We start from the raw sequence: 14793 nt of genomic DNA on the forward strand, positions 1-14793 counted from the left end.
TTATTTTTATTTCCTCCAATAGTTAGTATTTAGTTATAGATTAATAATAAAAATTTGTAAAGTCACGTATTTATATCCTTACAAATTCTTAATACATAACATTTTTCTTCTATTATTTATTCCACAATTGTTAGATAAGTCATTCATATAAAATAAAAAAGTAGAAAAATATATGATGTTATTTTTTACCAAAATGATAACCTATTGATAGAATTTAACTAAAAAATAGCTTGTTTCCAAAAAAGCACCAAGCTTTAATCGCTTGATGCTAATTTACTGCTCCATCAATAATATTTACTAAAGATCAAGTAATAATTACCTGGTCTTATTTTTTTCATATTCAATCATTGCCTCTAATATTTTTTCACTTGCATGGCCATCTCCATAAGGATTTGTAGCAGTTGCCATCTGATTATAAAATTCTTTATCTTCTAAAAGTTTTATCATTGCTTGGCGCACTTTTGTTTGATCTGTCCCTACTAATTTTAACGTTCCCGCCTTAACTCCTTCTGGTCTTTCAGTTGTATCACGCAATACCAAAACTGGCTTTCCTAAGCTAGGTGCTTCTTCTTGCACTCCTCCTGAATCAGTCATAATAAAGTAACTTCTTTTAGCAAGATTATGAAAATCTACTACATCAACAGGATCAATTAAGTGAATGCGCTTGTCATTACCCAATACTTCTGTTGCTACTTTACGTACTGCTGGTGATAGGTGAACTGGATAAATAATTTCAACATCATTGTAACTATCTACAACTTCTTTCATCACCTGAAATACTCTTTTCATCGGCTCACCTTGATTTTCACGTCGGTGCATTGTCACTAAAATAATTCTTTTACCATCTTCAATTTGATCTAAAACCTCATGATGATACTCTTGTTGAACAGTTTGCTGTAAAGCATCAATTGCTGTATTTCCAGTTACATAAATATTTTTAGCAGGATGGTTTTCTTTTATTAAATTTTCTTTGCTTAACTCTGTCGGTGCAAAATATAAATCGGCTAAGTCATCAGTCATTTGACGATTCATTTCTTCAGGAAATGGAGAATATTTATTCCAAGTTCGCAAACCTGCTTCCACATGTCCCAAAGTAGTTTGTTGATAAAAGGTAGCTAGACTTGCTGCAAAACTTGTTGTGGTATCACCATGCACCAACACAATATCTGGCTTTTCTTTTTTGATAACTTTAGACAAATCAAGCATCACTTTAGAAGTAATTTCTTCTAAAGTTTGATTCTTGTGCATAATATTAAAATCATAATCAGGCACAATTTTAAAAATTTCTAGTACTTGATCTAACATTTCGCGATGTTGAGCAGTTACTACTGTTACCGGCTTAAAGCGTGAATCAGCTTGCAGCTTTAGAACAACAGGTGCCATTTTAATTGCTTCTGGTCGAGTACCAAAAACAGTCATTACCTTTAATTGCTTCATATTCTTCTCTCACCTTTTAATAAGAAAAGGAAGGCAAGCCCTTCCTTTAGTAATGACCCCGGTGAGATTCGAACTCACCTCTACGGTTTAGGAGACCATTGTTCTATCCAGATGAACTACGGGGTCATAATTAGCATAATCTAATTATACCTTTATTTTTTAATAGACTAAAGTCTTGAAGTATAAGAAAATTACTAATTATTTAATTAATATTGATACATTTGGAAGTTTCTTTGTTCATCTTGGGCAATTTTATCAGCCGCAAAGACAAATGGCATCCAAATTATTAAAGCAATTACCATATTAACTAATACCAAAATAATGGCTCGCCAGTCATAGTTTGTTCCTAAAAATGCATTAAGCAATGGTGGCATTACTCCTGGAACAAAGATTTGTACTGGATTCACCCATCCTAACTTAGTAACCCAATAAGCTAAACTTACATTTACCATTGGTGCTGCCACAAAAGGAATGAGATATACCGGATTAAAGACTACTGGCAATCCAAAAAGCATTGGTTCATTGATATTAAACACTGCGGGGGCAAAAGCCATTTTAGCAACTGTCCTAAAATCGGACCTTTTTGAAAATAATAATATTGCCACTACCAACATTAGCGTGCCACCCGCACCACCAAACCAGGCAAAAACATTGAATGAGTCTTTTACCCAAGTGTAAGGAATTACATTTCCATTTCTTACAGCAGTCACATTAATATTTTCTGGCGTAAGCCATAAGGAATCAATTACGGGTGTTAAGACACTAACACCATTAATCCCAAAGAACCAAAATAACTGCACCAAGGCTGTTAATAAAAGTACTACGCCAAATCCTTGCCCCAAATTAACTAGAGGTGATTGGATTGATTTTAATAGCCAATCACCAAAATAGGTCCCTGTTATTTCCTGGAAAGCACAATTAATTGCTGCTACCACAAAAATTGCTAGCAAAATTGGGAGCAAGGTTGTAAAGGCTACCCATTCAGCATGGGGTAAAGTAGGATTTACTCTCAAGGTAGCTCTTGCTCGTGAAGCCAAGATGAAAACTCCCATACCAATTAAGCCAAAAATAATTGCTGTAAACAATCCTGTTGTTGAAAATTGCTTAATATCTACTACGTTTTTGACATCAATTTGCTTGCCACGATAATCCAACTGAATAACATCACTTACGCTCATTACAAACGAAGCCAAGGTTACTACCGCTCCAGCCAAAGTATTTACTTCATAAGTCTTAGCTAAGTGATATCCCCAAGAAAGTGCAAAATAAATTGCAAAAATTGCAAAAGTACCATTCCACACAATATTATCCATAATCATTACAGGATGCATTAAACTATAAAAATGTTCCCAACTAAAACGATAATGGACAGCTTTTATTAAACTATTAAAAAGCATAGCAATTGAGCCAGCCATTGTAATAGGTAATAGAGAAATAAATGTATCTCGCAGTGCTACCAACCAGCGAATCTGACCTAATTTAGTTGCAATTGGTAAAACATAATTTTCTAGCCAATTTACTAAGCGCGCCATTACTTACCTTCTTTTCTCTTATGAGGATGGTATCCTTTATTTTTCTTATTACGCCATCTCTTCTTTTTAGAAGTTCTCTTTACTTTGCTCGTTTTTTCTTCATTTTGTACTTTATTTATCTTTTTCTTTTGATCTTGAGGTTTGGTGGTAGTTAAATGATAACCTTCAAAATATACTCTTTGTAAGTCAAATTCATTATTTAAGAGCTTTTTCAAATCACGAAAATCATGGTCATCTCCCAATGTCACCACATGACCTTCATTATTCATTCTTCCTGTTCTACCACTACGGTGAATATAAGTGTTAAGTTCACTTGGAATTTCAAAATTAATTACATAAGTTAAGTCTGGAATATCTAAGCCACGAGCAGCTAAATCGGTCGCAAACAATAATTTACTATGACCCAATCTAAATTTGCGTAAAATTCTTTCTCTTTCTTGTTTGTTAGTTTGATTGCTTAAGACCGAAAATGGTGTTTTGCTATGAGCAAAAATTCTTGCAAATTTCATTTCCGTTTCTGTCGAATCAAAAAAGAGAATTCCTTTAAACTTATCTAACTTAGCTAGTCTTTGTAAAAATTGTATTTTATATTGGTTAGAAACTTGCAAAAAACTATGGTCAACTGATGATTTTTGATCTGGACGCACGTCTATTAAGATAAATTGACGTTCAAATAAATTTTCAGCATCTTTGGTAACTCTTGATTCAGAAGCTCCAAAAAGCAAAATTTGTGAATCTTGTTCTAAATTTTGACTTAAAGATACTAATAAATCCGCCTTTGTAAATTCTAAAATATCATCTGCTTCATCAATTACTAAAGATTTTATTTTTTCCAGATCTACTTTCCTTTCTGAAATAAAATCAAATAAACGTCCTGGTGTTGCAATCAAAATTTCTGGTTTTTCCTTACGTAAACGTTCTAGTTGACGCTTGCGATTTCCAGCTCCAACTAAAGTTAAAGACTTTAATTGCAAGGCACTAAGGTATTTTTGTAAAGCATTGCGTGTTTGAATAGCTAATTCCGTTGTTGGCTCTAAAATTATCGCTTGGCCACCAACTTTTTTAATGCGCTCTAAAACAGGCAAGCCATAAGCTAGGGTCTTCCCGGTTCCAGTTTTAGCTAATCCAACAACATCGTCTCCATTTATAATTGGTTCATAAGTTTTTTCTTGAATTAAAGTCGGCTTTAACTTTTTTTCTTGTGCCAAGACATCTTTAATTTTTGAACTATACATCTACTTTCCCTTTCATTTTTTATTGTGTCAAATCTGAATCATAAAGCTGCTGATAAGAAGCCATACTTCCTAAATAAGCAAACATTGTCACATCTCGATCTAAATAATCAGTATCTTTAACTCGTCCTTTTTGAGTATAGCACCAAAATGAATAATCTTTTCTTTTCTTTAAACTAGCTCCCGTATAAAGAAATTGTGTTTGGGATGAAAAAAGCTTTTGCCACTGATGGTTATCAGCCACTATTACGCTACGTCCACTTTGTTGGAAATAGGTTGTTAACCTGGCCAATTTTTCCCAATACTTTTTACTATCATTTTTCTCTGCTGGAACAATCATAATTGGCAAATTTCCACTATATTTACCTACTTTTTTATTAAAATAATTGTACTGTTCCAGCGGTGTACTTTCATCACTAAAAGTTAAAATTGAACCATATGACAGCTTGGTTCCCTTTAACTGATCTCGATAAAGATAATAATCATCGTCGAAATAAGTCTTTCCTTGGGTAGATCTCAAATAAACAAAAGAAATTCCATTTTCTTGTACTTGATGCAAATCAACTTTATTAATATTTTGATTTAACTCAATTCCTAATACGCTCATATTAGCTCCTCTTGGAACTGTCGTATTTTTATTATTCAAAATATTAAAGAAACCTATTCCTAAAATCCCCAATACAATAATCAAGGTTAAAATAATCAGAGGCAATGTTATCCGATGGTGGTATCTATGCACTTCTCAATCCTTCTTTCTAATGAAAAACGATTCTCAAATGAGAACCGTTTTGAGAAGTTATTTATTTAAGTTTGCCTTAATAACTTCAGGCTTTAAAACGCCAATATAAGGAATATTACGGTACTTATTAAGATAATCTAATCCATACCCAACTACAAATTGATTTTGTACTTCTGCACCATAATAGTCAACTGTCACATCTTCTTCGCGGCGTGCTGGTTTATTTAAAAGTGCACAACACTTAACCGATTTGGCCCCACGTTGTAACAAAAGATCTTCCATAAATTTTAAAGTATGGCCTGTATCTACGATATCTTCTACAATTAAGACATCGCGACCTTTGACATCTGCTTTAACATCAGTGTCTAATGTCACTTTACCGCTTGATTCAAAGCCATCCCCATAACTAGACACATCAATAAAGTCGTTTTCCATTACAACGTCCATATTACGAACTAAGTCAGTTAAGAAAAAGACAGCACCTTTTAGAGCACCCACTACAAGTGGATTCTTTCCAGCATAATCTTGTGTAAGTTGTTGTCCTAAACGTTTACACATTTCTTGAATATCTTCTTGACTATATAAAACGTGATCAATGATATTAGTAATGTTGTCACCTTTTGCCATGTCTAATCCCCTTACTCTCTAATTGTTTTATTATAAATACGATTATAACATTATGTTAATAAAAAAAGCACCATTACAGTGCTTAATTATTCATGATTCTTACTTAGAAGTTTCAGAAACAATAAACCAACGCATGAAACCTTGTTCAACATCTACTAACTCAAATTTAAAGCCTTCAAATTCAACACTTTCTCCACGCTTTAAGTTGGGATAATGCTCCATCATGTAGCCCCCAATTGTAATAATATCGCTATCTTCAAAATTCTTTAGCTTCTTGTGGAAGAATCTCTCAAAGTCATAAAGTGTTGTCTTGCCAGAAACATGAATATTACCATGATCATCTCGAACAATGTATTCATCTGCAACATCGTCAATTTCATCTTTAATTGACCCAAAAAGTTCTTCATAAATATCTTTATCAGTGACTATCCCACTTGTACCACCATATTCATCAACAACTAATACAATTGGTGTGTGTTTTTTAATCATTAGTTGTAAAATATCTTGAATTAACATCGATTCTGGGACCGTAATAATTGCTCGAATAATTCTTGTAATAGGTACTTGAGGATTATTTTGATCTTGTAAAACAATATCATAAGAATAAACATATCCAACTACATCATCTTTATTATGATCTCTAACTACCGGAAATCTGCTAAAACCATATTCTAGATATTTTTGGAGCGCTGTTTGAACATTATCCTTATAATTTAATACTTCAAGTTGAGTCCGATCCGTCATAATATCCTTAGCAATCTTATCATTTAATTCAAAGGCACGTTCCATATAAAGTAAATCATCTTTATCAAGTGAACCACCACTTACAGCATTACGTGATAAACGTAAGATTTCTGACTGTGAATAAACTTCGTCTTCTTCACTAGCAGTTTTCATTCCCATCAGATGTAATAAACCATTTGCACTAATATTGAGTAACCACACAAATGGATATACTAATGTATGAAAAACTGTTAACGGCGTTACAACTGCCATCAAACATTTTACGGGTGTATCAATAGCGACATTTTTAGGCACAATTTCTGTAATAACCACTTCTAAATAAGTTAACAAAATAATTCCGACAATCGCTCCCAAAAAGCCACTTGTTTTCGGACCAAACCATGGAGTTAATTTAAACAAATCAGTTAGGGCTTCTTCAATTGTAGCCTCACCTAACCACCCTAAAATAACTCCCACTAATGTAGTTCCCACTTGAGTTGTAGAGAGGTATTCATTTAAATTATGCGCCATATGGAGCGCTCTTTTTAGCTTTTTAGTATTTCCCTTTTTATTAGCAATCATATCCTCTAATTGACTGGGACGCACAGTAACTAATGCAAATTCAGCCACAACAAAGAAAATCGCAACAATAAAAATCAATAATATAATAATTAAATTTGTTGTTAAAGTAGCAGACGACAACTTCCTTCACCTTTACATTTAAAATTCATTCTTAATTCTAACCATTTCACTATCCAGTTTATACTATCATAGTCAAATATCAATTATTTTTCTGCTCTTTATTTTTCTTACGCAAACTTTTATTTTCATTCATATCATTTTTTCTAATTGCAATAAAAGCTGCTACTACCAAAATCAAGCATCCTATTCCCATTAAAATCCAGCCAACTGGAATCAAAATAAAACTTTCTCGAAAAAATGTTGCCCCACTTATTGTTAAATTATTAAGCCATAAATTTCCTAAGCCACAAATTATTCCCAAAATAATAAGTGCTAGGCCCCAAAACATAGCCTTTTTATTTATCCGATGCATGAATTTTCCTTTCTCACAGAAAAACTCTCAATTGATTGCAACTGAGAGTTCTTGATTACTTAGTAATTTTTAAAATTGAATCTACTGGTAAACGTTTTGAATGATATGAATTAATTGAAGCACGTTTATCTGGATATCCAATACCAATTGCCATTCCAATTGCTTCATCTTCTGAAATTGGTAAGTATTTTCTAATTACATCTGGATACTTAACAATTTGGTGTGATGGCATAGTAGCAAGTCCATGATTTGCAGCAGAAAGCATTAAAGTTTGTGAAAATGCTCCCAAATCAAACAATGACCAAGCTGGAGATTTCTTAGGAATTGTCATGTAGATAAAAGTATGGGCATCATATAACCATTCTTGGGCATCTTGGAATTGATCCATTTCTCCTCTTAAAAAGAAACTAAGATTGTCACTCATACTAGACATATTCTTACTCGGAAAAACATCCCATTCAACTTTTAATAACTTAGAAAAATCTTCTCTCGAAGGTTCTCCAGCTTCTACCAAATCTTGAAATTCTTTTCGAATTTTATCTACTACTTCACCTTGCGCTACATAAACACGCCAAGGCTGTGAATTTAATAATGAAGGTGCACGTTGAGCATCTTCAATTATTTGAGTAAGCACCTTGTCATTTACTTGTTGACTACTGAATTTTCTTGTTGCTCTTCTATGATCTAAAACATCTTTAAAGTCCACTAATTCTCCTCCTACTCTCAACTGATAGCCACTTAATTTTTCTATATTAATATCTTATCATGTTAGAAAATATTATGCACATCATATCAAAATGAAGGGAATTGTCTTTGAGGACTTCCCTTCATTAAATGAACTATTTATTTAAGCCACTCCATTGCCATTGAGTAACTTCTGGCATATCTTTACCATTATCACGAATGTATTGATGATGCTTAGCTAAGAGAGCATTCATTTTTTCGATAAATCCAGCATTATTTTGAACTAATTCTGGTAAACTTTCAACAGCATCTTTAGCCAAATTAAAGCGATCAATGTGATTAAGAACACGCATATCAAATGGTGTAGTAATATCACCATTTTCTTCATAACCATGAATGTGAACAGCATTTTTACCACGACCACGGTCAAACCAAATTGATTCCATCATTGGTTTGAAACCATGCCAAGCAAAGACTACTGGGACATCTTCTGGGAAAAGGCGGTTAAATTCTTCATCACTCATAGCCTCTGGGTTCTTTTCAGGAGTCATCATCTTCATTACATCAATTACATTAATATAACGAATTTTGAGTTCTGGGAATTGTTTATGAAGTAAATCAATTGCTGCCAAAGTTTCAATTGTAGGTTCAGTTCCAGTAGAAGCAAAAACAATATCAGGCTTAGCATTTTGATCAGTTGAAGCCCAATCAACATAACCTAAACCTTTATCAACTAATTTCTTAGCTTCTTCAATACTAAACCATTGTGGACGTGGTTGCTTAGAAGTTACTAATAAATTAATTACTTCTCGATCTCTAAAGGCTTTATCAGAAACAGCCAAAAGTGAGTTAGTGTCAGCTGGTAAGTATTCATGAATTAAATCTGGACGATTCTTTTCAAATAAGTGAGTTAACATTCCAGGATCTTGGTGAGTATAGCCATTATGATCTTGTTGGAAAACAGTAGAAGTATCCACAATATTCAAAGCAGGGTAATCATGACGCCATTGTTGTTCTTTAGCCTTGCGAAGCCATTTCATGTGTTGTGTCAGCATTGAATCTACTACGCGTCCAAAAGATTCATATGTTGCAAAAAAGCCATGACGTCCAGTTAATACATAGCCTTCAAGCCAACCTTCATCTTGGTGTTCTGAAAGTTGGGAGTCAATCAAACGGCCTGTCCGTGATAGATCTTCATCATTTGGTTCATGAATTTCTTCCATCCATTGACGTTTTTGATCATCAAGAAGTTCAAAGAGACGGTTAGATTTAGACTCATCTGGACCAAAGCCACGGAAATTATCTGGATTTAATTTGGCAATCTCATTTAAATACTTTGCCCATTCTGCCATGTCTTGTTTTTCAACAGAACCAGGCTTACCAATTTCGACAGCAAAGTCTCGGTAATCTGGTAAATTCAAGGCACGTGGATTAATTCCACCATTAGTTACCGGATTCATTGCCATGCGTTTATCGCCCTTTAGAGTATTTTGTAAGACAATTTCCTTTGGTGAACCATCTTCATTAAATAGTTCTTCTGGCTTGTAACTCTTCATCCAATCGATCAATATATCTTTATGTTCCATTGCATCTTGGGCAACTGGAATTGGAATTTGGTGAGCACGGAAACTATTTTCAATTGGATTTCCATCTAAGTCTTCTTTAGGGCCAGTCCAACCCTTTGGTACTCTAAAGACAATCATTGGCCATTTCACTTGTGAATCATCATTATTTTCACGAGCATTTTTTTGAATAGCTTTAATATCCTCAACAACTTGATCCATTGTCTTAGCCATTTCTTCATGAACCTGCATATGATCTTTATACCCATTAAATTGTCCATCTTTATATGCAGTAACAAAGTAAGGTTTCCAACCCATCCCTTCAAAGTATTTGGTTAAATCTTCATCGCTCATACGAGAGACAATAGTTGGGTTAGAAATTTTAAATCCATTAATTTGTAAAATTGGAATTACTGCTCCATCTTTAATTGGGTTGATAAATTTACTTGAAAACCAAGAAGCTGCTAATGGACCAGTTTCTGCTTCACCATCACCAATTTCAACAGCTGCAATTACATCAGGATTATCTAAAATTGCTCCTACACCATGAGACAATGCATATCCTAATTCCCCACCTTCATGGATTGAACCAGGTGTTTCTGGTGCTGCATGAGAAGCTACTCCACCAGGAAAACTAAATTGTTTAAATAATTTAGCCATTCCCTTTTCATCTTGAGTAATTTCTGGGTATCTTTCAGTATATGATCCATCAAGATAAGAATTTGATACCATTACTTGTCCACCATGACCTGAACCTTCAATATAGAACATATTTAGATCATACTTTTTAATGGCACGATTTAAGTGAGCGTAAATAAAGTTTTGTGGCACAATAGTACCCCAGTGACCAATTGGCTTAGGCTTTACATCGGAAGGTTTCAAATCTTCCTTTAAAAGCGGATTATTCATCAAAAATAATTGACCTACAGATAAGTAATTAGCTGCACGCCAAAAGGCATCTACACTATTTAAGTATTCTTTTGAATCATAATTGACTGCCATGACAATTCTCCTTTAAGTAAAAGTTTCTTTTTATTTAATAGTAATGGAGTTAGAGCGTAAAAGCAACCATTTTAAAAATTGGTAGGTATCAATTTATTTTTTCTTAAAAAAAGCTAGACTGAATGTCTAACTTTCTAATTATCTAAGTATTTACTGGCTTCTTTAATTGATAAAGGCGCCATTTGATTTTTATACTCTCCCAAAAATTCTTTTACCCAGGCAGGGTTAGTTTTTGAATAATCTCGCAATGCCCAGCCAATTGCTTTATTAATAAAAAATTCTTCACTGTTGAAGTTATTTTTAATTATTTGTTTTAGCAACTCAGTATCCATTTTTTCTTTACGTAGTAATTGATGTTCAATAGCTGTCCTTCTAATCCAAAAGTTACTATCCTTAGACCATTTAAGCATCTCTTTACCTACACGATTATCTTTTAACCCAAGATAGCCGATGGGTTTAATTAAACTATCAATTGTATCCCACCACGACTTTTGCAAAATAAAATGGCGTAGCTTAGGAAGATCTTCAAATTTTAAAAACTTCTTCATAGCTATCAAATAATCACAAACAAAATATTGTAATTCACGATGAGAATCATTCCAAGCTCTTTCCAGCAACTCCCAATCAACTTGCTTTTTCTTTTTTTCAGCGAGCAAATCCTGGTGGTAAATTTCCTTACGATCAGCTGAATGATAGCCATAAAAATCAAATTGATTCCGCATATACTTTTTCATCTGCAAAGCCTGGACTTGATTTTGGTTCTCTAAGAATTTTTGTTGGAGTTTTTGGTAATTCATTTTATTCCTGACCTAAGTTCACAAATGTATTATATTTCATGTATTTATAATGAATCCGCATATTTGAAACTTCAAAGGGAGTCCCATCATCTAGAAAAAATATTCCTGATAAAACACCCACTGGTTCATTTGGTGCTAGCATTAGTTTAGCCTGATCATCTAAAGTAGATGGCTCAACTGTAATTGTCAAAAAAGACCGTGTAACTGTTTTTTGTTGAGTATCTTCTAAATAATTGAATAATGAACCCTTTAAAATATTTTCATTTAATTCTGGTGCAATTCTAATGGGAATATATCCAGTCTCAATTAAAAAAGGTTGATCATCTAAAAGACGCAAACGTTTAATTTTATAAACAAAATCGGAATCCTTCAAAAATAAATCTTGTTTTAAATCTTGATCTGCTTTTATGACCTGATAATCAAGTACCTCAATATTCTGCTTTTTTCCAGGTACACTGAAAGAGTCAGTAATTCCTAAATTAGACCCCTCATATTTAAACAAAGCCTGATTTTTCAAATAAAGAGGATTGATAAAAGTCCCACTGCCTCTTTTTTTAAAAATAATTCCTTGTTGTGCTAGTAATTCCAAGGCTCTTTTCATTGAAGAACGACTTACTTGATATTCTTGGCTAAGACTTCGTTCATCCGGTAGTCGCATTTCTTGATACTCATTATTTAAAATTTTCTTTTTAATATCCCGCATTACCACACGATAAACTAAATCTGGCATTATTTTCTCCCTTGATTAGCTGTCTTGATTGCTTCCACAAACCACTTAGCAAATTTTTGGGTATCAACACTTACAGCCACTTGCGCATTCTTGGGTTTTTCCAAATATCCTTTAAAGTCCATTACACTTGCCCCATAAGTGTAACGTCCATCTAGTTCAATTTCGACTGTTGCAGGCTTAAAAGTATAGATTTCAGGGGCAAGTAACATCCCTACTGCAGTTGCATCATAAATTTCAGTTCCATCTCCTTCAGTATCTTCATGAATACTAGTAAAGAGACCGTAGAGCATTTCCCCAACTTCACCACAATGTCTAATTTCTTCCATCTGAGCAGGTGTTACTTGAGCAATATGACCAAGTTCTAATGGTGCTACCTCAATTGGTACTCCACTTTGAAATACCATCTGAGCAGCTTCAGGGTCACCAGCAAAATTATATTCTGAAAATGCTGTAAAATTACCTCGATCAATATTTCCACCCATTAAAACAAATTTTTCCACATTAGCTAAATCTTCAGGATATTGATTAATAAATAGTGCAAAATCAGTCAAAGGTCCAATTCCCATTAAAATGACCTTTTCATTACTTTGACTAACAATTTCATGAATATGACTAGCAGCTAACCCTTCTTTAAGTAAGCTCATCTCAGGCTTATCAAAATCATATCCTGCCATGCCACTTTCACCATGGACTGAAGCAGCTGAAATTGCTTTACGTAAAAGTGGTTGCTTTGCTCCTTTAATTACTGGCACCTTAGTATGCAAAAAAGTTTCTAACTTTAAACTATTATCTAAAGTTCTATCTAAACTAACATTACCCCAGGTAGCCACAATTGCCTTCACATCTAACTGCTTAGCAAATAAACTGATAGTTATAGCAGCTGCATCGTCAATTCCAGGATCTGTACTAATTATTAAAGGTTTCTTATTCACTTTTTTCTCTCTTTTCTTAAATTAGTGGTTTAATTTATATCAATTATCTATTTACTTTTCTATCTTCAATCTTGCCATCAGCATGAGCGATAATTACCTCTTTGCACATGTTTAAAAATAATCCATGTTCAACTACACCAACAGTATGGTCAAGATAATCAGCTAACCCAGAAATTACTGGTAAAGGATCAATCCCTAAATCAATTATGTAATTTCCGTAGTGAGTTTGATACCGGCTTCCATCTTCAGCTAAGCGAAAACGAGGCTCTAATCCTTCCTTTTTAAAACGGCGAAAGTTCTGTTCAGCTGATACTGGTAAAACTTCAACTGGAAGTGGAAAGTCTCCTAAACGATCAACTAATTTACTTTCATCAACAATCCAAATTACTTTATCTGAATTATCAGCTACATTTTTTTCCAAGGTTAAGGCACCACCGCCACCTTTGATCCCATTTAAATCTGGATCCACTCGATCTGCACCATCAATTGTTAAGTCAACATGATCAACATCAGCTAGCTTATCTACTTTAAAGCCTAACCCTTCAAGTTGTTTTTTGCTGCGATTAGAAGTTGTAACAATATGCTTTAACTTTAAGCCTTCAGTTTCTTTTCTTTTACCTAATGCATCAATAAAAAAAGCAACTGTCGAGCCAGTTCCAACTCCTAGAACTGAATCATTTTCAACTAACTGTGCTGCCTTAATTGCAGCTTGCTTTTTTAATTCATCTTGTTGTGTTTTATCCATTTAATTCATCTTCTTTCAAAGCTTTTTCTACAGTGCTACGTCTTGGAATTGAAGGAAAAGCCCCCAATGATTGAACAGTAAATGAAGAGGATTTAGAAGCATAAATTACACTTTCTTTTAAGTTACTTAAATCTCTATTTAATTCACTCGCTAAAGCCCCAATGAAAGTATCACCAGCCGCAGTGGTGTCTACAGCCTTTACAGTGAAAGCTGGTACAATTTCTTGCAGCTTACTAGTTGAAACATATGAGCCAGCTTTACCCAAAGTTATAATTACTCCCCTAACTCCTAAATCGTGGAAATAATCTGCACTTTTTCTCATCGACTCTTCATCCGTCACCGCAATTCCAGTAATACTTTCACTTTCAGTTTCATTTGGTGTAATTAAATCTGTTAATTCAAGCAATTCTTGAGGAATATCTTCTCGCGCTGGAGCAGGATTCAAAATAGTAGGAATACCTGCTTGACGTGCAATTCTGAAAGCTTCAATTGTAGCAGGAATTGGAGTTTCAAATTGCGCCACTACAAAATTACTCGTTCTAATTTCATTTTCAGCTTTTCTTACATCTGCTGGAGTTAAGTCAAAGTTAGCTCCATGTTGAATAATAATTGAATTTTGTCCACTTTCTTGAAGTAAAATATAAGCTTGACCGGTATTTTGGTTTGGGGTTACAGATACATATGTTGTATCAATTCCATTTTCTTTAAATTGATTTAACATATAACTTCCATTTTCATCATCACCAACACGACCAATAAAAATTATTTTGCTATCTGCACGTGCACCAGCGACTGCTTGGTTGGCTCCTTTTCCTCCAGCAGCCTTAGAAAAATTAGACATCGCAATTGTTTCTCCTGGTTGAGGTAAGTTTTTTACATGCAAAATATTATCAACATTTATTGATCCAATAATAGTCACTTTATTCATCAATTACTATATCCTTTCATCAGCTATTTTAGTACCTTAATTATATCAAAAAGCATCCCTGCTTGAGCT

14 protein-coding genes and 1 tRNA gene are annotated in these 14793 nt (G+C 33.8%); all 15 read right to left on the bottom strand.

Translation table 11 applies throughout. The annotated features are described in order from the left end of the window. Nucleotides 1-315 precede the first annotated feature (315 nt). Nucleotides 316-1437, bottom strand: coding sequence for a non-hydrolyzing UDP-N-acetylglucosamine 2-epimerase (gene wecB / locus FP433_RS06010; protein WP_265486586.1), 1122 nt, complete (start codon nt 1435-1437; stop codon nt 316-318). 53 nt (nt 1438-1490) lie between these two features. Beyond that, a tRNA-Arg gene (locus FP433_RS06015) sits at nt 1491-1563 on the bottom strand. Between the two features lie 80 nt (nt 1564-1643). Next, a complete protein-coding gene (locus FP433_RS06020) occupies nt 1644-2969 on the bottom strand; it encodes a PTS sugar transporter subunit IIC (protein ID WP_265486587.1) in 1326 nt (441 codons plus the stop codon). Then, a complete protein-coding gene (locus FP433_RS06025) occupies nt 2969-4204 on the bottom strand; it encodes a DEAD/DEAH box helicase (protein WP_265486588.1) in 1236 nt (411 codons plus the stop codon). The genes FP433_RS06020 and FP433_RS06025 overlap by 1 nt, the downstream gene beginning before the upstream one ends. Before the next feature lie 19 nt (nt 4205-4223). Next, nucleotides 4224-4940, bottom strand: a complete 717-nt coding sequence (locus FP433_RS06030) for a GH25 family lysozyme (protein WP_265486589.1) — start codon at nt 4938-4940, stop codon at nt 4224-4226. A 57-nt stretch (nt 4941-4997) separates the two neighbouring features. Beyond that, a complete protein-coding gene (hpt, locus tag FP433_RS06035) occupies nt 4998-5567 on the bottom strand; it encodes a hypoxanthine phosphoribosyltransferase (protein ID WP_265486590.1) in 570 nt (189 codons plus the stop codon). A 99-nt stretch (nt 5568-5666) separates the two neighbouring features. Then, entirely contained in the window at nt 5667-6992 is a 1326-nt protein-coding gene (locus tag FP433_RS06040; RefSeq protein WP_265486591.1) for a hemolysin family protein, read from the bottom strand. Between the two features lie 79 nt (nt 6993-7071). Beyond that, entirely contained in the window at nt 7072-7344 is a 273-nt protein-coding gene (locus tag FP433_RS06045) for a hypothetical protein (protein WP_265484073.1), read from the bottom strand. A gap of 55 nt (nt 7345-7399) precedes the next feature. Next, the gene (locus tag FP433_RS06050; protein WP_265484072.1) at nt 7400-8050 is read right to left on the bottom strand and encodes a nitroreductase; all 651 of its coding nucleotides are present in this window, start codon (nt 8048-8050) and stop codon (nt 7400-7402) included. A gap of 133 nt (nt 8051-8183) precedes the next feature. Next, on the bottom strand, nt 8184-10592 hold the full coding sequence (locus FP433_RS06055; protein ID WP_265486592.1) for a phosphoketolase family protein: 2409 nt from the start codon (nt 10590-10592) through the stop codon (nt 8184-8186). A 134-nt stretch (nt 10593-10726) separates the two neighbouring features. Further along, nucleotides 10727-11389 (bottom strand): DNA alkylation repair protein, encoded by a 663-nt coding sequence (locus FP433_RS06060; protein WP_265486593.1) that lies wholly within the window; start codon nt 11387-11389, stop codon nt 10727-10729. A gap of 1 nt (nt 11390) precedes the next feature. After that, nucleotides 11391-12119: a GntR family transcriptional regulator gene (locus FP433_RS06065; protein ID WP_265484068.1), complete on the bottom strand. Its 729-nt coding sequence runs from the start codon at nt 12117-12119 to the stop codon at nt 11391-11393. Beyond that, nucleotides 12119-13051, bottom strand: a complete 933-nt coding sequence (locus FP433_RS06070; protein ID WP_265484067.1) for a nucleoside hydrolase — start codon at nt 13049-13051, stop codon at nt 12119-12121. Before FP433_RS06070 ends, FP433_RS06065 begins: the two co-directional genes overlap by 1 nt. Nucleotides 13052-13094: 43 nt before the next feature. Then, the gene (rpiA, locus tag FP433_RS06075; RefSeq protein WP_265486594.1) at nt 13095-13796 is read right to left on the bottom strand and encodes a ribose-5-phosphate isomerase RpiA; all 702 of its coding nucleotides are present in this window, start codon (nt 13794-13796) and stop codon (nt 13095-13097) included. Further along, entirely contained in the window at nt 13789-14724 is a 936-nt protein-coding gene (gene rbsK / locus FP433_RS06080; protein ID WP_265486595.1) for a ribokinase, read from the bottom strand. The genes rpiA and rbsK overlap by 8 nt, the downstream gene beginning before the upstream one ends. Nucleotides 14725-14793 lie beyond the last annotated feature (69 nt).

Source organism: Lactobacillus sp. PV012 (assembly GCF_014522325.1).
GTDB lineage: Bacteria > Bacillota > Bacilli > Lactobacillales > Lactobacillaceae > Lactobacillus.

Excerpts from the sequence above, each read along its gene's own strand:
- wecB (WP_265486586.1), bottom strand. The coding sequence starts at position 1,437 with ATGAAGCAATTAAAGGTAATGACTGTTTTTGGTACTCGACCAGAAGCA.
- FP433_RS06020 (WP_265486587.1), bottom strand. The coding sequence starts at position 2,969 with ATGGCGCGCTTAGTAAATTGGCTAGAAAATTATGTTTTACCAATTGCA.
- FP433_RS06025 (WP_265486588.1), bottom strand. The coding sequence starts at position 4,204 with ATGTATAGTTCAAAAATTAAAGATGTCTTGGCACAAGAAAAAAAGTTA.
- hpt (WP_265486590.1), bottom strand. The coding sequence starts at position 5,567 with ATGGCAAAAGGTGACAACATTACTAATATCATTGATCACGTTTTATAT.
- FP433_RS06045 (WP_265484073.1), bottom strand. The coding sequence starts at position 7,344 with ATGCATCGGATAAATAAAAAGGCTATGTTTTGGGGCCTAGCACTTATT.
- FP433_RS06055 (WP_265486592.1), bottom strand. The coding sequence starts at position 10,592 with ATGGCAGTCAATTATGATTCAAAAGAATACTTAAATAGTGTAGATGCC.
- FP433_RS06060 (WP_265486593.1), bottom strand. The coding sequence starts at position 11,389 with ATGAATTACCAAAAACTCCAACAAAAATTCTTAGAGAACCAAAATCAA.
- FP433_RS06065 (WP_265484068.1), bottom strand. The coding sequence starts at position 12,119 with ATGCCAGATTTAGTTTATCGTGTGGTAATGCGGGATATTAAAAAGAAA.
- rpiA (WP_265486594.1), bottom strand. The coding sequence starts at position 13,796 with ATGGATAAAACACAACAAGATGAATTAAAAAAGCAAGCTGCAATTAAG.
- rbsK (WP_265486595.1), bottom strand. The coding sequence starts at position 14,724 with ATGAATAAAGTGACTATTATTGGATCAATAAATGTTGATAATATTTTG.